Origin of the sequence: Novibacillus thermophilus (assembly GCF_002005165.1) — a bacterium.
GTDB classification, from domain to species: domain Bacteria; phylum Bacillota; class Bacilli; order Thermoactinomycetales; family Novibacillaceae; genus Novibacillus; species Novibacillus thermophilus.
The window spans coordinates 1,799,357-1,819,691 of record NZ_CP019699.1; the positions used below are offsets into that span (position 1 = coordinate 1,799,357).

Below are 20,335 nucleotides of genomic sequence, written 5' to 3' on the forward strand. Positions count from 1 at the left end.
ACGGTCAAGCTGTTTCAAAAAATTGCGGCAGATACGGTCTGTTCACCTCCATTAGTTCGTCAAAGAGGTTGAGGGCTGCTTTTGCACTCGGGACGTTCGGATCCGTGAGCAAAGCTTGAATGGCAAGGTTTTTATCTCCTTCCACGCCTGCTGCCACTGCCAGTTGCTGTACGTGAATCTGAGCGGAACAGAGGGAGGCGATCCCTTGAGGCAGTTCTCCGAGGGAAAGCCCGTTAATTCCGTTGCCACTGACGATAACCGGGATCTCGACAATGGCGTCCTCGGGCAAATTTCGGATATAGCCCTGATTGGGGACGTTGGCCGACAGAATTAAAGCGTTTGTGTTGCACGTCATTCCTTTGATAATGTCAAAGGCCGCTTCGACAGACGGAGAGATCAGCCGGTTGTCAATGGGCACTGTCCCATTCACGATGCCGTCAATCACTTGGGCCGTATTTCGGCGACGCGATTCGTAATGTGCGAAGTCATATCCTTCTGTGCCCATCATCTCGTGGGCGTAAGGGAAAAATTCGCCGAGATGGTCGTCCCCGGAGGTGGGAAAGAGCCCGAAATGGCGAAAGACAAATCGGGACAGTTTTTCGAAGGCAGGGTCGTAGTCTTTTTCTTTTTCCCGCAGGAGGGGGTACAAGTCTTCTCCTGTCTCTTTGTCGCGAATGTCGACCATCCACGTCAGGTGATTAATCCCCCACGCTTTGACGTCTAGATCTTGGGGGTTTTTCCCAAGCAGGGTGGCGACAATTCGAATCCCTTCGTGAATCTGGTGACAGAGCCCGACAGCTTTGACGTTTGTGTATTGATGAATGGCAAGGCATATTCTGCTCTCCGGGTTTGTAAAATTAATGAGTAAGGCATCCGGGCACAGTTGTTCAATATCGCGGCAAATGCCCAAAATGATGGGGATATTCCGCATTGTGTGAAAGACGGCACCTGGTCCAGCGTTTTCTCCTAAAACGTGTTGGATCCCGTGTTTTTTCGGAATGTGAAAATCTTGTTTCCAAAGGGGAACGCGATCAACCGCAATGGAAGTAATGACAAAATCGGCGCCGGGAAGGGCTTCGGTACGGTCTGTCGTAAACGATATGGCGTATCCGGCATTTAAATGTCGATTGATGCGTTGAGCGGCTGTGGCCATTTTTTCTACCGCCGGGCGGTCAATATCGACAAAAACGAGTTCGCTTCCCCACAGTTCTTTTGTAGAAAAGGCGTCTTTGATCATGCTTAAACCGAAAATGGCGCTCCCGGCTCCGATGATGACAATCTTTGGCTTTTGACCCATGGCAGCACTCTCCCTCGGTGAGTTTGTAAAGTTTACTTTCTAATTGTAGTATGCAATGTTAATTCATAAAATTCCCTATTTAAAGAATAATAATGATATAGAAATTATAATGAATGATACATACTAAGTATGATAAAAAAGCTTACTAACTTCGTAAAAAGTAGGAGGTGTTCATGAAGTCTAAGGAGGAAGCCTCAGGGCATGGAGAGGGAGTTTTTAAAAAAAGAAGGAGGCTGAAGAAGTGAGTCAACAGGACCTTTTGAAAAGGTTCACGTCTACGTTGCTGGCGGTCTGTCTCGTTGTCACTTTGTGCTGGCCGACGGTAAGGGCGCAACATGACAGTGATCCTGAGCTGTGGAAAGTGGTCAAACCGTTAGATACCATTGTCAGTTTCATGAATACAGGGGCGCACCCAGATGACGAGCGCAGTGCGTTGCTTGCGTACATGTCTTTAGGAAAAGGCGTCCGCACCAGTAGTGTCATTGCGAACCGGGGCGAGGGTGGACAAAATGAAATAGGACATGAACTGGGGAACGGGCTGGGCATCGTTCGGACGCGTGAACTGGAAGAGGCGTCCAAAGTGACCAATGTCGATCTGTTTTTGCTAAGCCGGACGTTAGACGATAAAATTTACGATTTTGGCTTTTCCAAGTCTCCAGAAGAAACACTGGAAAAGTGGGGTGAAGAGGTAACGTATGAGCGGTTGATTCGCATTATCCGGGAACAGAGGCCAGATATTTTGTTCCCTTCATTCCGCGACGTACCCTCACAACACGGCCATCACCGTGCCATCAGCCGGCTGACCGTGCGGGCGTTTCGCGATGCGGCTGATCCGACAGTGTTTCCGCAGCATTTTGAGGAGGGGCTGGAACCGTGGCAGCCGCAGAAGTTGTACCTCCCAGGAACTGACGACGAGGAATCACTTCGATTTAACATCGGCGTCGTGGACCCCGTGTACAAAAAGACGTATCCGCAACTGGGAGAAGATTCCCGCTACTTGCACAAAAGCCAGGGAATGGGGCGGGATTTGCCCGTAGAAGACTACTTTGTTTCCTTGTACTTACAGGATTCAGTCGTCGGCTTTGGACATGAAGAGACGATTTTTGATAACCTCCCTTACGATTTTGTGGAATATGGGGAGCAAATCGAAAGCGAGGACTGGAAGGAGAAGCTAGTTGAGCTCCAAAGCCGTTTGGATGAGGTGATTGATGCTTATCCAGATAAGGAAGATGTGTTACAAAAGTCTCAAGCAGCACTGGGTGACGTGCGACAGTTGATCGCCGACGCAGATGAAGACACCGACAGTCTTTCACAAGCACAGCGAGTCGATCTAACGTATCGCCTTAAAGTAAAAGAGGAGCAGTTACAGAAAGTCAGTGTAAAATCGTCGGGGGTCGAAGTGGCGCTCACGGCAACGAACGGACAGCTGACGAGGGGAACGACAGCGGACGTGACACTGACCATCCAGAACCGCGGAAGTGAAACACTGTCGAACGTCCAAATCGAACCTATCGTTCCGAGTGGATGGGATGTTTCAGATCCTCCCTCGCTTTCTTCAATTTCTCCTGGTGAAACGGCAACCGCCCCAATGACGGTTACAGTTGATCCTGAATCCGAGTATTTCCATCCGTATCAACCTCCTGTCGTCCAGGCGAACGTCCGCTACACGTTAAAGGGAGCTCCAATAGAGCAAAACATACATCCCGATGATACGATCGCCGTCTTACCTGACTTCGGATTAAACATAACGCCGGAAGGCGCCGTATTTAGCACTGAGAAAAAAGGGCAGAAAATTGCAGTGGATGTGCACGTCACCAACTACGTCGACGGACCGAATGAAGGGCGTGTTGAGCTGGATGTGCCCGACGGATGGGAAGTTCAGCCCCAGAGCGCCCAGGTGTCATTTGCTGCACAAGGGGAGACGGAAAAGCGATCCTTTGTCGTTTATCCGACAGACGATAGCAGCGCGGGGCACTATACCTTGATGGCCGTTGTTCACCATGCAGACGGTGAGTTTTCTACCCAGGTCCAACCTATTGACTATGACCACATCGGGAGCAGTTACTGGCTGAAAGACGGCGAGTTCAACGTAGCGGCCTTTCCCCTTCAAACGGAGGACAGGTTAAAAGTCGGGTACGTGGACAGCGGGTTTGACCAAGTGGGCCAGGCGTTACGACAAGCAGGTGTCGATGTTGAATTTCTCGACAGAGATGCCCTGGCAAGCGGAGACTTGTCGCAGTATGACACGATCGTCGTCGGCATACGCGCTTACCTCAGCCGGGAAGATCTCCTTGAACACAATGATCGCCTGTTGGAGTATGTTCGCTACGGCGGAAATGTCGTCATGCAGTACCACACGCCGGCAAGCAATTGGTCGCAAGATTTGCCGCCATATCCCATCCAGTTGGGGACGCCTTCCATCAGTTGGCGCGTCACAGACGAAACGGCCCCGGTTACGATTTTGGAACCAGAGCATCCGTTGTTCCAGGGCCCGAACACCATCACGGCAGACGATTTCAACGGTTGGGTACAGGAACGGGGCCTTTATTTCCCGTCAAGTTGGGATGATGCGTATACGCCGCTGCTCTCTATGTCAGATCCAGGTGAAGAACCGATGGACGGGGGCCTTTTGGTGGCCGATTACGGCGCAGGGAGCTATATATTCTCCAGTCTCGTTTGGTACCGTCAAATACAGAGCCTCGTCCCCGGAGGGTATCGAATGTTTGTCAATTTAATCAGTTACAGCCGCGATCTCAGTTCAGCCGACATGCAGGAAGTTGTTCAGCGCCTGAACGAAGCGGGCGAGCTCGATCGCGATCGCGCTGTGCGTTCCTTAAAGATTCATTTGACGGCGGTTGAACGTTTTGAACAGCGAGATGCAGCCGAAAAAGTTGTGACACACATGAACCGTTTTAAACAGTTGCTCGACCATCAGTTCGAAAACGCGTGGATGACAGAGAAGGCATACAACATTCTCACAAAGAACGCTGACAGAGTGCTCGAACAGTGGCAGTAGACGACACGCTGTACGGCGGTTTCTCGTGCAGGCCCCCTTAAGGGGGCATTTTTGTGCGTCATGTCAAGACCCGCGTGTCGTATCCGGCACCTTTTAAAACCTTCCTTTGACGTGATAATATGGAGAAGAGTGAAATCGTGAGTGGGTGATCTTACATGAGTCATGTCGCAAACAGTGTACACGATCTGATAGGGAACACGCCGATGCTTCGCATCCGACACTTTCCCCTTCCGAGGGGCGTCCGCCTGTTTGCCAAGCTGGAGATGTTCAATCCTGGCGGCAGCGTCAAAGACCGCTTGGGCGTCGCCCTCATACAGGCCGGAGAGGAGAGCGGAAAACTGAAGCCGGGCGGAACGATTATCGAACCGACGGCTGGCAACACTGGGATTGGGCTCGCCCTGGCGGCCATCGGCAAGGGGTACCGCGTCATTTTCACCGTTCCAGAGAAATTTTCGGTGGAGAAACAACAGCTGATGCGCGCCCTCGGAGCGGAAATTGTCAACACCCCGACGGAGAAAGGAATGCGGGGGGCGATCGAACGAGCACGTGAATTGCAGCAAGAGATACCGAATGCGTACTGTCCGCAGCAATTCGCCAACCCGGCCAACCCCGAAGCCCACTACCGCACGACGGGTCCGGAAATTTGGGAGCAGCTCGACGGTGACGTCGATGTGTTCGTGAGCGGAGCCGGCTCCGGCGGAACGTTCATGGGGGCGGCCCGTTACTTGAAGGAACAGCGTCAGGACGTCCGTACTGTCATTGTAGAACCGGAAGGCTCTATTTTAAACGGCGGTGAGCCCGGTCCTCACAAGACCGAGGGAATCGGGATGGAGTTTTTGCCGGAGTACATGGATCGGTCGTATTTTGACGCGGTTTACACCATATCGGACCGCGAAGCGTTTCACTATGTCAAAGAATTGGCGTTAAAGGAAGGTTTGCTCGTCGGAAGTTCGTCGGGAGCCGCCTTTGCTGCAGCACTGCGCGAAGCGGAAAAGGCGACGTCCGGAAAGAGTATTGTCGTCATTTTTCCTGACAGCAGTGAACGGTATTTAAGCCAAGACATTTACGAATTTGAGGAGAAGGAGGACAACTAGATGCGCAAAGAGACGAAGTGTGTACACGGCGGCGTGTTCGGCGACGAGGTGACCGGGGCCGTCAGTGTCCCGATTTATCAAGTGTCGACGTACAGACAAGAAGGGGTGGGACGTCACAAAGGGTATGAGTACTCCCGCACTGGCAATCCGACCAGAAGTGCGCTGGAACAGTTCATCGCCGAACTGGAAAACGGCGTGCGCGGGTTCGCTTTCGCTTCTGGCATGGCGGCGATTTCCTCGGTGGTGATGCTGTTTGAACGAGGGGACCACTTTATCGTCGGCGACGATGTGTACGGCGGTACGTTTCGGGTCTTAAGCAAAGTGTTTACCCGATTCGGTATCGACGTGACCTACGTCGATACGAGTGATGTGTCGCGAGTTAAAGCGGCTGTAAAGGATCACACGAAAGCCGTCATCCTGGAAACGCCGAGCAACCCGCTGCTAAAAGTGACAGACATTGCGGCGGTCGCAGAGGTGACGAAAGAACACGACCTGTTGCTCGTGGTAGATAACACGTTTTTGACGCCTTACTGGCAGCAGCCGCTGGACCTTGGTGCTGACGTTGTGCTTCACAGCGCGACGAAGTATTTGGGCGGACACAGTGATGTCGTGGCCGGCCTCGTCGCCGTCAAAGATGAAGACTTAGGGGAACGGTTGCATTTTGTACAAAACTCGGCAGGAGGCATTTTAGGGCCGCACGACTCGTGGCTGTTAATGCGCGGGATGAAAACACTGGCACTGCGCATGCGTCAGCATGAGGAAAGCGCGAGAAAACTGTCACAATGGCTGGCGGCAAGGAAAGACGTTCAACGGGTTTACTACCCTGGCCTTTCTACACATCCCGGTCATGACATCGCCAGCCGGCAAGCGGACGGGTACGGCGGCATGCTGTCCTTTGATGTGGGGAGCGGTGACAGGGCGGAACGCGTCCTCTCCCGCGTCAAATACTTCACACTGGCTGAGAGTCTCGGTGCAGTGGAGAGTTTGATCTCCGTTCCCGCGCGCATGACGCACGCTTCGATTCCGGCAGAGCGCAGGGCAGAACTCGGCATTACGGACGGACTCATTCGCCTTTCGGTCGGTGTGGAACACGTCGAGGATTTAATGGAAGATCTGGATCAGGCGCTGGACGGTTAACGTAGTCAAGCGCAGACGGAGAAGGGGGTGTACTCAAGGCATCCCCTTTCCAGCACCTATGTGACGCGATTTTCTGCTAGTGCTGTAACGGGGGCAACCGTTAGACAACAAACTGAATGGAGGGACACGAATGACGCGGCGTTCAAAAGTGGTCGAAGTGACCGTGTACGGAGCGCAAAAACTGTGTCCATCATGTCTCAACCTGCCGTCGAGCGAAGAGACGGCCGATTGGCTGGAAGCCGCGTTAACGCGGGATTACGGCGACGGTGTCCGTGTGCGCTATGTCGATATCGACCAGCCGCACAACCGGCACAACCAGTTTGTCGAAGCTATTTTAGCGGATCGCTACGCTTACCCCCTCATCGTCATTGGCGAAGAAGTAGTCGGTGAAGGCAACCCTCGCTTGAATGTCATCCGCCGCAAACTGGAGGAGATGGGGTTGGAGCGGCACGCCTGAACGAGCTGACAGTTGGAAGAAGGGCGGTGTGGAGAACCTGCCGCCTCAGTTTCAGAAGAACGGGATTGAAACTTTTTCGGTTGCTCTTCGACTAATGGAGTGAGGCGAGGCGGCAACTCGGAAGGGAGCTTAAGGACGCGTGGACCGGTCTTTAACGTTTGATCGCCTTTACGAAGCGTACTACAACGATGTGTATCAGTACGTCTTCTACAGTGTGAGTCACCGTGCGCAAGCAGAGGATCTCACGCAAGAAGTGTTTATTCGCGCTTTGCTTGCCTACGATCGATTTCGCGGCGAGTCCACGGAAAAAACGTGGCTGTTCGCGATCGCTAGACGGGCTGTGATCGACTGGTATCGCAAGAAGAGGAAGGAAGTGCTGTTTGACTTTACCGCCTGGAAACAGCTCCCGTCACATGAGGCCCTTCCTGACGAACTCGCCGAAGCGAAAGATGACACGGTCGCGTTGTACAAAGGTATTCGCAAACTGAAACCGAACTATCGCGACGTGATTATCTTACGGTCGATACAAGATCTGTCGATCAAAGAAACCGCGGACATTATGGGGTGGAGTGTGACAAAAGTAAAGGTGACCCACCACCGTGCCATCAAAAAACTAAAGGAGATAGTGGGTCCCGAATTTTCTGCTTACACCGACCAAGAGGTGAGATCTCCGTGAATGATGACAAAGTTTTGCACGAGAAACTCAAAAACATGCCCCACATCAAACCTGTAATGAGCCGCGATGCAGTGCGCCAACACGTCCTGGCCGAAGTAGAAAAACGAGAGCGTCAGCGTCAGTCGCGCAAGCTGCGAAAGTTTCTGCTTCCAACGGCGTTTGCCGGTGCCGTCGCCGTATTCGTCTTCGCCATTTTGTCTCCGTGGATCATGCAAAAAGTTGGAAACAGCGGGGATGACGTCGGAAGTGGTGAACAGAAATTTAGTACGATGAGTGGTCAAACTTCTGAAGAAAAAAGTGTACCAGATCCGAACAGGGAGACGGCTGCCTCATCTTTCGATCGTCAAGAGTCAACTGAAGGGAACAGCGACTCCAGTCCAGCACGAGGAGATGAGGGGAAAGGCGAGCAGACGTCAGAACAGCCCACCTCCGACAACGCCAGAGATAACAGGGAAGTTCCGATGACCACAGCTCAAACGGTCGCCATCGAACCCAAAGGTCAAGTGTTCAGGGAGATTCAAATTGAAGGGATGAGGGAAGAAGCTCTCTTCGACCGCTACGTGTTGCACCCGTATAAGTTACAAGTCCTTATTCCGGTCATGTCCAATGGGGAAAAGTGGTTTGCCGAGCCGCAAATTGACGAGGGGGTCGGCCAATCTGTCGTCTTTGAAAGCAATGTCGAGACGACAGAAGGAGGAGAGTTGCTCATCAGCAGCGTGACGGTCACAGTCCATGACGATCAGTCGGTGGCCGCCGTAAAAGAAGCGGCCTTCGCCACTGAAAGGGAAAATGCAAAAGAGCTCGGGTATTCCGTCGACTCCCAAGAGGAACAGTTGCCGAACGGCGAACGCGTCATGTTTTTCCAAACCCTTGAAAATGAAGACGGAAGGTCGTACACTTATGTTCGTGAGACGTTCATCAGTGAGCAGAACAATCGAGTCTTTACGTTCCACATCGGGAGAAATGCTCGTACGAATGAGGGGTGGGACCCACGGTTGACGGACGTTGTCTACCCTGAAATGAAAATTGTCGACGAGTAGCCCCTACTGGCGCCAAAGGCCAGGCAGTCTGTTTGATACTTTATCAACATGATCATATAATAAGTTTATGTATTCGGACTGATAGTGTGTGTCAGTTGGATCATACTAAAGCTGACACTCTCGTTTTATAGTCTGAATGGAGTGATGCGTGATACGACCTCTTGTCGAGTTTTGCGTCAACAATTTGACTCCGGAAGTTAAGCAAGTCAAAGAAGACCTGGAGCATGACGACGATATAGACGTCGTGGAATACGACTGCCTGGGTCATTGCAGTGAATGTTACGTCCGTCCGTACGCCCTGTTGGATGGCGATTTTATCGCAGCTGACTCGGGACCGGAGCTTTTAAAAGCCATTCGGGAAGCGATTGACAAACAACAAGAATGGTGGGATGAACTGGATCGCCTGTTGTAGGCGATTTTTATTTGAAACTATTGACAATGATCCGGTATAATGTGAAGGAATGTGTTTTTTGGGGGTACCGTTTTGAAAGAGTTGGAAAAAGAAATTGAACATTTGCGCGAAAAATTGATGACGTCAGCGATGGAATGGGGGATGGACCACCCGGACGTCATCGCGTTGAGTAGGTGTTTGGACGAATTGCTTTTGGAGTGGCACAGGCAGAACGGCGACGTCGTGATGGATCCCTTCGCGGAGAGAGTGTATCGCATGAAACCGTTACACTCTGGTGTATGTGAAACGGCGTTCAGCGTTTTGCCAGTGTAACAGTGCAGACGACGAAGCTTGAGAATCGATTGCCTTCCTTGTATACTGTGGAATACAGGCAATATGACACACGTCGGGAGGGAAGCTCTGTGGTTCACATATCTGATGCAGCCGGTCACAAGATAAAAGAGATGATGGCCCAGGAAGAACATGCCGATGCCCTGTATTTGCGCCTGCAAGTCAAACCCGGTGGATGTACCGGCTTTACGTACGGGATGGGATTTGATAAAGAAAAGCACGAGGATGACCGTCTGTTTGAAGAAAAAGGGATTTCCGTTCTCGTAGATGAAGAAAGCATCCCTCTTATCAACGGCTTGGAAATTGACTACAAAGAATCGATGATGGGTGGGGGGTTCACCCTCAACAACCCGAATGCTATTGCGACGTGCGGTTGCGGGACGTCGTTTCGCACTGCGACGAAAGCTGGAAAACCCGAGAAGTGCTAAACTGTTAAGACAGAAAGAACCTCTTGGCGTACGAATCGCGTACGACGAGAGGTTTTTTCAATGTTTCACGGTCCTCCCAACTCTTCTTCCTCTACGCCGTGTACAGTTTCGCGCCCGCACCGCGTGCAGACAAACAGGTGCATGCACACATTTTGCTCTAGATCTACATATCCGTTTGTCATTCTTACGTCGTCGATTTCCCGGTAAGGGCTGTAGTCGTCAAACGTATCCTCTAGTCGCCCTGTGTCCGCCATTTTGTCACCACAAGCAGGACACAAACTTTCCACTTCGCGCAATCCGTTGCAGACTGGACAGCCGAATGCCATGTCAGTCTCTCCTGTTGAGCCAATTTGGGTAGACGACATACATCAGCAAGATGAGAAAGGCCAACACCGCTACGGCTACACCGTAAAAAAGGCTGTCGCCGTCGAGCCACGTCCCGACAACTAACAGCGCCGGAATCCCAACAGTGAGTAGCATGAGCAAAGCATTGTAACTGCGCGCCTTCGCTAAACGTCTTGCTCGCGTCACTTTGACCCGCCTCCTTGTGAGTAGCATGTCTCAAAACGAGAGACACTACTCACGGGACAGATCAAAAACTCATGTTGGAACTGTGGGCGGGTTGTAACTTCGCATCCGGATCGATGTACTGTTTGGCATTGTTGATCGCAGTCGGGGCTTCACCAAATCCGGTTGCGATGAGTTTAACTTTTCCAGGATACGTCGCAATGTCACCGGCTGCGTAAATACCCGGGATGTTCGTCTCCATTTTGGAGTTCACCACGATCGATCCTTTCTCAATCTCCAGCCCCCATTCGGTAATGGGACCGAGGGAGGAGACGAACCCAAAGTTGACGATAAGGGCATCGATTTCGTGCTCGCTCGTTTCCTTCGTTTTTTTATCGATTAACGTCACTTGTTCGATTTTACCCTCTCCTCGAACGGCCGCAATTTCTTTAGGTGTCAGTACGTTGACACTCGATTTGCGCAAACTTTCGACGCTGTGTTCGTGGGCGCGAAATTCGTTGCGTCTGTGGACGAGGGTGACGTCGTGGGCAATCGGTTCGAGCATGAGGGCCCAGTCAACGGCTGAGTCTCCCCCGCCTGCAACCATCACCCGTTGCCCTTGGAATGACTGTAAATCGCTGACGAAGTAGTGTAAGTTCGTCTTTTCGTACTTTTCGACGCCGGAAAGTTTGAGTTTTCGCGGTTCAAATGCGCCCACACCGGCTGTAATCAAGATCGTTTTCGAGAAGTGGCGCCCTTTTTGTGTTGTAATCGTAAAGTGGTCGCCATGCCGTTCTACATTCAGTACCCGTTCGTTTAAGCAAATGGTCGGATCGAAGTGCTTGGCCTGCTCGATTAAATTGTCCACTAACTCCTGTGCGCGAACTTTCGGAAAGCCAGCGACGTCGTATATATACTTTTCGGGATAAAGGGCCGCAAGTTGACCGCCGAGCTGAGGCATACTTTCTAAAATTTTTACTGATGCTTTTCGCATTCCACCGTAAAATGCAGCAAATATTCCCGTCGGCCCGCCTCCGACAATCGTGATGTCGTATACTTTTTCGTCTTCTTCACGAAAAGCGCCGTCAGACATCGTCTGTACACCTCCAAAAAAACAAAAGACCTGTCGTCATTCACAACCTTCATTATACTGGGAACAGCTGGTGATTGAAAGGGCTTTGAAGGTGAAAGGCGTGAACATAACGTGACGGAAAAGGGTGTCGTAAATTTGAAGATATTGTTGAAAAAAAATTGTGAACGATTTATCATGTAGATGGTCCCATTAATGAAGTATGATTACCATTATAGCATTGTTTGTGAGAAATTACACAGAATTGGGGAAGTGATTAGCATGGGTGAGTTGAAGAAAGTTCTCATATTAGGCGCCGGTTATGGAGGAATCGTCACCGCCGTTCACTTGCAAAAACAGCTCGGACTGAATGAAGCAGACGTGACCCTCGTCAACAACAACGATTACCATTATCTCACGACGCAGCTTCATGAACCGGCTGCTGGCACACTGCATCACGACAAAACGCGGGTCTCAATTGATTCATTAATCGACTCAAATAAAATTCGATTTGTCCAAGGTCACGTGACCGCGATTCGCCCCGACGAACAACGGGTGAGTTTAGAAAACCGGGAGGACGAATTAGAATACGACTACTTAGTGATCGGCTTGGGCAGCGCCCCTGCCACTTTCGGAATCAAAGGGCTGCTCGAACATTCAATGGGCATTCGGAATATCGACAGCGTGCGCATGATTCGCCAACACATCGAGTACATGTTTTCCCGTTACCGCAACGAACCCGAGCGCGAGGACTATCTCACTGTTGTCGTCGGAGGTGCCGGCTTTACCGGAATCGAGTTTGTCGGCGAGTTGGCGGATCGCATCCCTCAGCTGTGCAAGGAATACGACATCCCCCGGGAAAAAGTTCGGCTCGTCAATATTGAAGCTGCTCCGTCTGCTTTGCCTGGTTTTGATAAGGAACTCGTCGACTACGCTGTGTCCACTTTGGAGAAAAAAGGTGTAGAATTCTTAATCGGAACACCAATTAAAGAATGTCATGAAAATGGAGTGATCGTAGGAGACGGTGAAGAAATAAAAGCTGCTACCGTTATTTGGACAGGGGGTGTGACCGGGAACCCCTTGGTGGAAGAAGCCGGTTTTGAAGTTCAGCGCGGGCGCGTCCCTGTCGATGAGTATTTGCGAGCGCCGAACTACGACAACGTGTTTGTCATTGGCGATTCGTCCCTCATGTTTAACGACGAAGGGCGCCCTTACCCGCCGACGGCTCAAATGGCGACCCAACAAGGCCAACACTTGGCTCGAAACCTAGTGGCACTCATAAGGGATGGACAGTTGACCCCGTTTAAATTTGAAACAAAAGGAACGGTCGCTTCACTTGGAAAAGGGGAAGCGATCGGTATTGTCGGAAAACGCAAATTGTACGGTTGGACAGCGGCTCAAATGAAAAAGTTGATCGATTTACGATACTTGTTTATAATTGGCGGATTACCTCTTGTCTTGAGAAAAGGGAAATTTTTCTAACCGTGTCCGCTGTCGATTTTACAGCCGATTCCGAAAGGGAATCGGCGATATTTTTGTTGGACGGTGGATTCGTACACGTTTTTTCTATACACTTTAGTAGTAAACAGAGGAGTGAGGTATTGATATGGAAGTGAATATATACCAATTCATCGTGTCTATCCCGCTCTTTTTAGTGCTCGCTTTCGGCTTGGGCTTCATCATAAACATGATTGTTAAAACGACATGGGCACCGTCATACGTCTACATCCTCTTGGTTGCCTTTTTTGTGTACCGTTCGGGTGGAATGAACGGCCTGGACGCTGTCATCCTCCTAACCGGTTTAGTCGGCGTCATCCTGAGTGGAATCGTGATACGCACATTGCGAAAAAAGGGCTACCGCATGTTTTAAAGCTGACCGTCAGAGAAAGGTCAGCTTTTTTGCATAATGAGAGCAGTCTTTGCAGATCATATACTGCGGTTTACTGAACATTGTGCGTTTTGACAGGACAAAGCTGGTCTTGTTACGATGACGCAGTGTGGTCTGACACACGTCGTTGTGGAGGAGGGGGATTATGACAAACAGGTCACAAAGAAAGAAGGCGGCGATTTTGTTAGTGTTGGGGATGTCATCCTTCGCCGCCATGGGGGCCGCGTTGACGTCCCATGCAGACGATCTGGGAGACGATGGAGCTTCTTCACGTTCAGATGAACCGAGACCGGAAAATAACACATTAGATTCGTCTGTAGATTCGTTCATGATGAGAAAAATTTCAACGATCAGGCGGGATCCCGATAAGAAAACCGGTGTTCAACTGGCCTCAAGGGGCGGTGGAAAAGCTTTGACCAATCAGGGGAAAGGAGCGGAAGAAGTCGAAACATTTTCGGCTAGACGTGCTCTGCACCCCATCGACGATTTAACGCGTTACGAGGCGGTACACGTTTTGGCGACAGGATACACGGCCGGCGTCGAATCGACGGGGAAGACGGAATCGCATCCGGCTTACGGGATCACAAAATCGGGGATCAAAGTCCACCGTGGTGTGTATTCGACTGTGGCCGCTGACCCTGACGTCTTCCCCATGGGCACCATTCTCTACATTCCCGGCTACGGTTACGGTGTCGTCGCCGACACGGGAGCCGCGATCAAAGGGAACCGGCTGGATCTGTATTTCGACTCAGTGGATGAGGTGTACAATGAATGGGGGAAGCGACAGCTCGACGTATACGTGATACAGAAAGGTGATGGAACGCTCACGAAAGAACAGTTTGAGTATTACAACCGGGTAGCGGAGGCCAACGGTTTAGCGAAGCCGTAACAAGGCGGTCCACAATGCCTTCGTCAGCCAAAAATAAAGAGTGTGCCTAACGCGACAAAAATGCCGAACCAGGCGCCGACGAATACTTCAATCGGCTGATGCCCCAGCAGTTCTTTCAGGCGTGTCCGGTTTTCGATGGGAGTGCGGTTTTTCATCGTTTTGAGGCTCTCCACCACTTCGTTAAAATCGTGTACGAGCTGGTTGAGAACGACGGCTTGCATTCCCGCCTGCCGCCGGACACCGGTCGCATCGTACATGACGATGATGCCGAAGACGACACAGATGGCAAAAAGGTGCGAATCAAAGCCGTCTGAAATGCCGATACTCGTAGCCAACGCGGTCACTGCCGCGGAATGGGAGCTCGGCATTCCGCCGGTGCTGAACAGCAACTCCCATTTCCAGCGGCGGTGAAAGGCGTAAAACAGAGGAATTTTCATCAATTGTGCGGCCCCGATGGCAATCAGCGCTGACCAGAGGGGATAATTGATAAGGTGACTTGTCCACAAACGGGACCACCCTTTCCAGTGTTTCGTCCTCTTATATGATAAGCGAACTCTCATGAACTTACCATAAGAATTTTTCATCCGGGAGACAGAGCACTGCGTTGCGTGGATCTGTCTCTCGTCAGTCACGAAACATCTGGTTGCGAAACAGGTCCCGTGTCGTGCGCGTTTGACTTTACGATGACGGAGCGGTTAAGCTCCCGTATGGTCCGTTTGCCAGTGAGTGCCAAGGAAACGTCAATGTCGGAAATCAAGTGTTGAAGCACGTGACGGACTCCTGCTTCACCGCCGGCAGCCAAGCCGTAAATGTAGGGGCGTCCGAGGAGAACAGCGTCAGCCCCCATCGCGATGGCTTTAATGACGTCGGGACCGCGGCGTACTCCGCTGTCGAACAGTACGGGAATGCGGTTCTGTACGATGTCACACACGGGTTGAAGGGCGTCCAGTGCAGCGACCGCCCCGTCGAGCTGGCGTCCGCCGTGATTGGAGACGATGAGGCCGTCGACGCCGCAGTCAAGGGCGAGTGACGCATCGTCCGGGTGAAGGACTCCTTTGAGCAAAATGGGTAATGGCGTTATCTCGCGCAAGCTGGCCAAATCGCCCCATGTTAGTCCCGGGTGAAACACAATGTTTAACAAGTGTTCCAGGGCAGCTTTTCGGTCAACTTCAGGAGGTTTTGTCAGTTTTTCCCGAAATACTGGATCATGAAAGAAGTTGGCGCTACCCATGCCCAGTTTCAGAGGGGAGTAGCCGGTGGAGAGGTCGCGTTCGCGCCACCCGAGGAGGGCGGTGTCGACGGTGATGACTATGGCTGAGTAACCAGCCGCTTCGGCGCGCTGTACCAGGCTTTTCGTGACATCCATATCGTTTGACCAGTACAGTTGAAACCAATGTGGGGAGGCGCCTAATTCCGATGCGATTTGCTCCAAGGTGAAAGTTGAAACGGTGCTGGCAATAAACGGCACCCCTAAAGCTTTTGCTGCACGGGCTGACGCCAGTTCACCGTCGGGGTGAACAATACCTTGCATCCCGATTGGCGCGAGCAAAAAAGGGGTCGCCATCGCTTGACCCCACAACGATACGGACATATCGCGGTGAGTGACATCTGTGAGCACCTGCGGAAGCAATCGCCAACGGTTAAACGCCTCTTCGTTGGCTTTCATCGTCTGTTCCGACCCCGCACCACTGGCGACATACGTGAATGCTTCACGGTCTATCGCTTGTTTCGCCCTTTGCTTCCAGTCAGCGTACGAGTACGGAAAAGGAAGGTGTTTTTCAACAGGAGACACGTGCGTTCCTCCTCATACTTCGCTAGTCTTTCTTCATTTTGGCCGCCAGGCGATTGCCTATGGACTGTAGACCCTGAACGAGGATGATCAGCATGATGACGGTGACGTACATGACGTCCGCCTCGTAGCGGAGATAACCGTAACGGTAAGCGAGGTCGCCCAACCCGCCGGCACCGACAAGGCCAGCCATGGCCGTCGCCCCGATGAGGCCGATCGTGGCAATGGCCAACCCGAGGACGATTGACGGACGCGCCTCTCGGATCATCACGTGCCAAATGATGGACTTCGTTGACACGCCCATCGCTTCGTACGCTTCCAAAACGCCCTGGTCCACTTCTAACAGGGACGATTCCATGAGTCGGGCGATATACGGTGCCGTGTACACGACGAGGGGGACTAACACGCCTTTGACACCGATTGTCGTCCCGACGAGGAACTTCGTGAACGGCAGGATGAGGAACAGCAACACGATGAACGGAATCGAGCGTATGACGTTAATCCCCACGTTCAGTATTTGATAGACGACCGGATTTGCCAGCCTATGTCCTGGGCGGGTTAAGACGAGCAAAACGCCGAGGGGCAAACCGATCAAGACGGACATGGAAAGGGCAATCCCGACCATTTGAAAAGTTTGGAGGGTCGCTTCCCAGATGACGCCTCCCCATTGGTTAAGAAATGCGCTTATGTTTGCGATCATGCCACTCCACTCCTTTGACTTGTACGCCCTGCTCTTTCAAGTAACGAATCGCTTTGACCGCCTCTTCGTCCTCTCCTTGGAAATGCACAGTTAAACGACCGTAAGGGTGTTCTTTCAACTGGGTGATCTGCCCGGACAGAACGTTTGGGTAAACGTCGAACTTTTTGCTGACTGCGGCGAGAGCCGGTTCTCCCGATGTCGTTCCGACAAAGGACAGTGTGGCGATAGGTCCTTTATTTCTCAAAGAGTCTAGCAATGACTGCGGCAAGTTGTGGCCGAACAGGCTGTCGACAAATTTTTTCGTCGTGTCGTGTTGCGGGGCCGTGAACAGGTCCAATACAGAGCCGGATTCGACGACTTCTCCGCTCTCAATCACCGCTACGCGATCACACACTTTTTGGATGACCGGCATTTCGTGCGTGATGAGCAAGATGGTGATGCCGAAATCGCGGTTAATTTTGAGCAGTAAATCGAGGATGGCTTCCGTCGTGTCCGGGTCGAGGGCGCTTGTCGCTTCATCGCTCAGCAACACTTCCGGTTCGTGGGCCAGGGCGCGGGCGATGGCGACGCGCTGTTTTTGCCCACCGGACAGCTGGGCGGGGTACGCATCGCGTTTGTCTTCCAGCCCGACAATCGCCAAATACTTCTCGACGCGCGCCTGAATCTCGTTTTTCGGAACACCGCTTAATTTGAGCGGTAGGGCGATGTTCTCATACACTGTCGCCGTTTTAAGCAAGTTGAACCCTTGAAAAATCATCCCGATTTTTTTGCGCGCTTCTTTTAATTTTCCGTCAGGTAAGGCAGTCAACTCGGTGCCTCCGACGTACACTTTGCCTTCTGTCGGGCGTTCCAACAAGTTGACACAGCGGATGAGCGTGCTTTTCCCGGCTCCGCTGTAGCCGATGACACCGAAGATTTCGCCGCGCTTTACGTCCAGCGACACATGGCTGAGAGCGTACAGCGGTCCTTTTTTTGTCTGAAACACTTTCGATACGTTTTGCAGTTGAATCATGCGGTTCACCCTTTCACAAATACCCTGTGCTCATCCCGGGCACGGGGAAGCCGTGTTTTGTTGCGGTTTACCAAGACGGTATGACAGAGCCCGAGAACTCTTCTTCTACGAACTGCTTCACTTCGTCAGAATGGTACGCCTTGATCAGCTTGTCGAGGACCGGGTCGTCTTTGTTTTCCGTGCGAACGGCGATAATGTTCACCCAAGGGGAGTCTTTCGGTTCGATGGCAATCGCGTCCTCCGCTGGCACATATCCGGCTTCCATCGCATAGTTGGTGTTAATGGCTGCAGCGGTTAATTCACTCAGTTGCCGTGGGATTTGGGCTGCTTCCAGTTCGACAAACTCCAAGTTGAGGGGATTTTCTTCTATGTCCTGAACGGAGGCCGTCACGCCGGCGCCTTCTCTTAATTTAATCAATCCGGCATCTTCAAAGAGAAGCAACGCGCGGGCGCTGTTTGTCGGGTCGTTTGGCAGTCCGAGGGTGTCACCTTCTTTTAGTTCGCGGATGTCTTTAATTTTTTCAGAATAGATTCCCATCGGGAAATTGACGGTGTCAGCAACGTGAGACAAATCCAGGTTGCGCTCAGCGACGAAGTCATCCAGATACGGCTTGTGCTGATAACTGTTCGCATCCAAGTCCCCTTCGGCCAGGGCCGTGTTCACCATAACGTAGTCCGTGAACACTTCAATTTGAATGTCAAGGCCGTCTTTTGCCGCCACTTCCTTCACTTTTTCCATGATTTGTTCGTGAGGGCCGGCGGTCACGCCGATGATGAGTCTGTCTTCGCTCAAGGTGTTGCTTTCTTCGCTTGAAGCTTCTTCGCCAAGATCTCCGCCGCAAGCAGAAAGCGTGACGGTGAAAATTAGCGCGATGATGAAGATGCGTGTTTTTTTCATGTAAGTTCCTCTCCAATCCTTTTGATTTAACTAGCGACTGTGCGAACCGCAGCGTCTAAGCGATGGGCTTTTCACAATGCTCCTTGTTCCAGATGGATGTGGACGTATGTGTCAGTTGAATTAGCGCAATGAACACCGCGACGAACATACTGAATATGGTCAAGCCTAAAAGCCCTGAGGTATAGAGTGTTTCAAATGCCAGTATGTTGACAAATGCTAAAGCGGCTGTCGCGATGACTCCGAACCAAGCGAGCCACGAATCGGGGGAGCTCACCCGCCATTGGCCCCGATGTTCCCACAAACTTGTGACTATCATTAAAGCTAAATTTATTCCCATACCTACCCACACCGGATGGGTGTTAAGGAAAAAGTGATCGGGTGACCATTCGCCCAAGTGGTACCACAACAAACCTGATGCAAATCCTCCAACCATTGAGATCACAGCGCCTCCCTTCGTCACGAGCGGCCAGAACAAGGCGCCTAACACCGGTGCGAAAGTCGCCGAATTGCGCACGGTCCAAGCGAGTATATTCCACCACGCGGACTGTTCAGTGCGCAGAGTGCCAAACAGGATCATTAAACCTGTCAGTAACAACAGCGACCACTTCGTATAGCGAACGAGTCGATCATTGGTCGCGCGGGGATTTAAAGCACTGCCGACATCCCTGCCTAAACTGGTCGCCCCGGAAAACTGACACGGCGCTCCCCAGCTCAGGGCACAAGCCCATATGCCGAGGAAAAACAGTCCGGCTAAAGGCGCAGGGAGGACTTGCATGAGATACTGGGGAATGGCGATCAAGCCCTTGCCTGCGTCTGGGACGACCACGGCAGCGGCCATCCCGAAAAGCACACCGAGGATCACAAACGGTATCCCCATGACGGCTGCCATTTTTAGTCCCTTCTGGCCTTCTTTTGCGGTTCGGCAGGACAACGCCATCTGGAAGGCCGCCTGGGCCAACAATACATTGACGAGAAATGTGCCGAACCACGCAACGATCACTTGTAAACCGGCATTTCCCCATGTAAACATGTCTGGTTGTGTTTGGGCTAGCTGAACCAGACCCTCTATTCCCGGGTTGACAAAAAAAGCGATTAACCCCACCACAAACATCAGTGAGAATACGACTGCATTGACGCTTTGCGTAAAGGCAACTGACCACATTCCACCTGCTTGCAAATAGATGAAGAGCAAGAGGGATGTCAACGCAACAGAAAAAAAGAGGGGGATGCCGGTAAACACATGGATAGCAGAAGCAAAAGCGATGGCCGTCGCCACTGACCACATCGGAAAAGAGAATGCTGTAATGGCACCACTGATCAGTTTCGCCCAACGCCCGTAATAATCACCAATGAGGCCCGAGATCGTCACCAGCATCCGTTCGCGAAACGGTGCGAGCAGAATAAAGGCGATAATTAACACTTGCACCGTTTCAGCGACTCCATACCAAACAGCTGATATGCCTTTCAAGTATGCTAATTCTAAAATGGAGATGTAAGTTGAGCCGGAAAACAGTCCGGTGATACAGAGGGCGACGACAAGCGGCGAAAATTGACGGCCGCCGACAAAAAAGTCCTCTCCGCGAGCTGCTTTACGCCTCGCGACATAACCGGAAAAGATTAACAGAAACGTATAGACAACAGCTAATCCTATCAGCCACACACCGTATTCATTCATTAAATGTCATTCCCTTCACGT

22 protein-coding genes are annotated in these 20,335 nt (G+C 51.7%); 12 read left to right on the forward strand and 10 right to left on the reverse strand.

Translation table 11 applies throughout. The features are described from left to right. Positions 1–4: 4 nt before the first annotated feature. Complete coding sequence (locus B0W44_RS08980) at positions 5–1,297, reverse strand: family 4 glycosyl hydrolase (protein ID WP_077719768.1); 1,293 nt, start codon at positions 1,295–1,297, stop codon at positions 5–7. 241 nt (positions 1,298–1,538) lie between these two features. Here B0W44_RS08980 and B0W44_RS08985 point away from each other — a divergent pair, with 241 nt between their 5' ends. The 9 genes from B0W44_RS08985 to B0W44_RS09025 all read left to right on the forward strand — a co-directional run bounded on the left by B0W44_RS08985 (position 1,539) and on the right by B0W44_RS09025 (position 9,887). Next, positions 1,539–4,313, forward strand: coding sequence for an FIMAH domain-containing protein (locus B0W44_RS08985; RefSeq protein ID WP_228441618.1), 2,775 nt, complete (start codon positions 1,539–1,541; stop codon positions 4,311–4,313). Positions 4,314–4,468: 155 nt separating this feature from the next. Beyond that, positions 4,469–5,407, forward strand: a complete 939-nt coding sequence (gene cysK / locus B0W44_RS08990; RefSeq protein ID WP_077719769.1) for a cysteine synthase A — start codon at positions 4,469–4,471, stop codon at positions 5,405–5,407. Then, positions 5,408–6,544, forward strand: coding sequence for a bifunctional cystathionine gamma-lyase/homocysteine desulfhydrase (locus tag B0W44_RS08995; RefSeq protein ID WP_077719770.1), 1,137 nt, complete (start codon positions 5,408–5,410; stop codon positions 6,542–6,544). Positions 6,545–6,674: 130 nt separating this feature from the next. After that, complete coding sequence (locus B0W44_RS09000) at positions 6,675–7,001, forward strand: YuzD family protein (RefSeq protein ID WP_077719771.1); 327 nt, start codon at positions 6,675–6,677, stop codon at positions 6,999–7,001. Between the two features lie 139 nt (positions 7,002–7,140). Then, a complete protein-coding gene (locus tag B0W44_RS09005) occupies positions 7,141–7,677 on the forward strand; it encodes an RNA polymerase sigma factor (RefSeq protein WP_077719772.1) in 537 nt (178 codons plus the stop codon). After that, positions 7,674–8,717, forward strand: coding sequence for a hypothetical protein (locus tag B0W44_RS09010; RefSeq protein WP_077719773.1), 1,044 nt, complete (start codon positions 7,674–7,676; stop codon positions 8,715–8,717). The genes B0W44_RS09005 and B0W44_RS09010 overlap by 4 nt, the downstream gene beginning before the upstream one ends. 148 nt (positions 8,718–8,865) lie before the next feature. Further along, complete coding sequence (locus tag B0W44_RS09015) at positions 8,866–9,129, forward strand: YuzB family protein (RefSeq protein ID WP_228441619.1); 264 nt, start codon at positions 8,866–8,868, stop codon at positions 9,127–9,129. Positions 9,130–9,201: 72 nt separating this feature from the next. After that, complete coding sequence (locus tag B0W44_RS09020) at positions 9,202–9,441, forward strand: aspartyl-phosphate phosphatase Spo0E family protein (RefSeq protein ID WP_228441620.1); 240 nt, start codon at positions 9,202–9,204, stop codon at positions 9,439–9,441. Between the two features lie 89 nt (positions 9,442–9,530). Next, positions 9,531–9,887, forward strand: a complete 357-nt coding sequence (locus B0W44_RS09025; RefSeq protein ID WP_169835505.1) for a HesB/IscA family protein — start codon at positions 9,531–9,533, stop codon at positions 9,885–9,887. Positions 9,888–9,952: 65 nt separating this feature from the next. Here the strand turns inward: B0W44_RS09025 and B0W44_RS09030 are convergent, their stop codons facing one another. From B0W44_RS09030 to B0W44_RS09040, 3 genes are all read right to left on the reverse strand, one after another. Beyond that, entirely contained in the window at positions 9,953–10,213 is a 261-nt protein-coding gene (locus B0W44_RS09030; RefSeq protein ID WP_077719775.1) for a hypothetical protein, read from the reverse strand. Between the two features lies 1 nt (position 10,214). Then, entirely contained in the window at positions 10,215–10,418 is a 204-nt protein-coding gene (locus tag B0W44_RS09035; protein WP_077719776.1) for a hypothetical protein, read from the reverse strand. A gap of 61 nt (positions 10,419–10,479) precedes the next feature. Next, positions 10,480–11,487 carry an NAD(P)/FAD-dependent oxidoreductase gene (locus B0W44_RS09040; protein WP_077719777.1) on the reverse strand — a complete coding sequence of 336 codons (1,008 nt, stop codon included), beginning with the start codon at positions 11,485–11,487 and terminating at the stop codon, positions 10,480–10,482. A gap of 258 nt (positions 11,488–11,745) precedes the next feature. Between B0W44_RS09040 and B0W44_RS09045 the strand changes: the two genes are divergently transcribed. From B0W44_RS09045 to B0W44_RS18975, 3 genes are all read left to right on the forward strand, one after another. Continuing rightward, complete coding sequence (locus tag B0W44_RS09045; RefSeq protein WP_077719778.1) at positions 11,746–12,945, forward strand: NAD(P)/FAD-dependent oxidoreductase; 1,200 nt, start codon at positions 11,746–11,748, stop codon at positions 12,943–12,945. Positions 12,946–13,075: 130 nt separating this feature from the next. Continuing rightward, entirely contained in the window at positions 13,076–13,333 is a 258-nt protein-coding gene (locus B0W44_RS09050) for a YuiB family protein (RefSeq protein WP_077721314.1), read from the forward strand. 163 nt (positions 13,334–13,496) lie between these two features. Further along, the gene (locus B0W44_RS18975; protein WP_269466625.1) at positions 13,497–14,240 is read left to right on the forward strand and encodes a 3D domain-containing protein; all 744 of its coding nucleotides are present in this window, start codon (positions 13,497–13,499) and stop codon (positions 14,238–14,240) included. Positions 14,241–14,263: 23 nt separating this feature from the next. On the opposite strand, the gene B0W44_RS09060 is transcribed toward B0W44_RS18975, so the two are convergent. The 6 genes from B0W44_RS09060 to B0W44_RS09085 form a co-directional block, all read right to left on the reverse strand. Next, the gene (locus tag B0W44_RS09060; protein WP_228441621.1) at positions 14,264–14,746 is read right to left on the reverse strand and encodes a divergent PAP2 family protein; all 483 of its coding nucleotides are present in this window, start codon (positions 14,744–14,746) and stop codon (positions 14,264–14,266) included. A 122-nt stretch (positions 14,747–14,868) separates the two neighbouring features. Continuing rightward, entirely contained in the window at positions 14,869–16,032 is a 1,164-nt protein-coding gene (locus tag B0W44_RS09065; RefSeq protein WP_077719780.1) for an alpha-hydroxy-acid oxidizing protein, read from the reverse strand. 22 nt (positions 16,033–16,054) lie between these two features. After that, positions 16,055–16,729, reverse strand: coding sequence for a methionine ABC transporter permease (locus B0W44_RS09070; protein ID WP_077719781.1), 675 nt, complete (start codon positions 16,727–16,729; stop codon positions 16,055–16,057). Beyond that, positions 16,701–17,741, reverse strand: a complete 1,041-nt coding sequence (locus B0W44_RS09075) for a methionine ABC transporter ATP-binding protein (protein WP_077719782.1) — start codon at positions 17,739–17,741, stop codon at positions 16,701–16,703. Before B0W44_RS09075 ends, B0W44_RS09070 begins: the two co-directional genes overlap by 29 nt. Positions 17,742–17,808: 67 nt before the next feature. Next, a complete protein-coding gene (locus tag B0W44_RS09080) occupies positions 17,809–18,639 on the reverse strand; it encodes a MetQ/NlpA family ABC transporter substrate-binding protein (protein WP_077719783.1) in 831 nt (276 codons plus the stop codon). 55 nt (positions 18,640–18,694) lie between these two features. After that, a complete protein-coding gene (locus B0W44_RS09085) occupies positions 18,695–20,314 on the reverse strand; it encodes a sodium:solute symporter family protein (RefSeq protein WP_077719784.1) in 1,620 nt (539 codons plus the stop codon). Positions 20,315–20,335 lie beyond the last annotated feature (21 nt).

Coding starts and splice junctions, on each gene's coding strand:
- B0W44_RS09030 (WP_077719775.1), bottom strand. CDS start 10,213: ATGGCATTCGGCTGTCCAGTCTGCAACGGATTGCGCGAAGTGGAAAGT.
- B0W44_RS08995 (WP_077719770.1), top strand. CDS start 5,408: ATGCGCAAAGAGACGAAGTGTGTACACGGCGGCGTGTTCGGCGACGAG.
- cysK (WP_077719769.1), top strand. CDS start 4,469: ATGAGTCATGTCGCAAACAGTGTACACGATCTGATAGGGAACACGCCG.
- B0W44_RS09000 (WP_077719771.1), top strand. CDS start 6,675: ATGACGCGGCGTTCAAAAGTGGTCGAAGTGACCGTGTACGGAGCGCAA.
- B0W44_RS09075 (WP_077719782.1), bottom strand. CDS start 17,741: ATGATTCAACTGCAAAACGTATCGAAAGTGTTTCAGACAAAAAAAGGA.
- B0W44_RS09045 (WP_077719778.1), top strand. CDS start 11,746: ATGGGTGAGTTGAAGAAAGTTCTCATATTAGGCGCCGGTTATGGAGGA.
- B0W44_RS09070 (WP_077719781.1), bottom strand. CDS start 16,729: ATGATCGCAAACATAAGCGCATTTCTTAACCAATGGGGAGGCGTCATC.
- B0W44_RS09040 (WP_077719777.1), bottom strand. CDS start 11,487: ATGTCTGACGGCGCTTTTCGTGAAGAAGACGAAAAAGTATACGACATC.
- B0W44_RS08980 (WP_077719768.1), bottom strand. CDS start 1,297: ATGGGTCAAAAGCCAAAGATTGTCATCATCGGAGCCGGGAGCGCCATT.
- B0W44_RS09085 (WP_077719784.1), bottom strand. CDS start 20,314: ATGAATGAATACGGTGTGTGGCTGATAGGATTAGCTGTTGTCTATACG.
- B0W44_RS09080 (WP_077719783.1), bottom strand. CDS start 18,639: ATGAAAAAAACACGCATCTTCATCATCGCGCTAATTTTCACCGTCACG.
- B0W44_RS18975 (WP_269466625.1), top strand. CDS start 13,497: ATGACAAACAGGTCACAAAGAAAGAAGGCGGCGATTTTGTTAGTGTTG.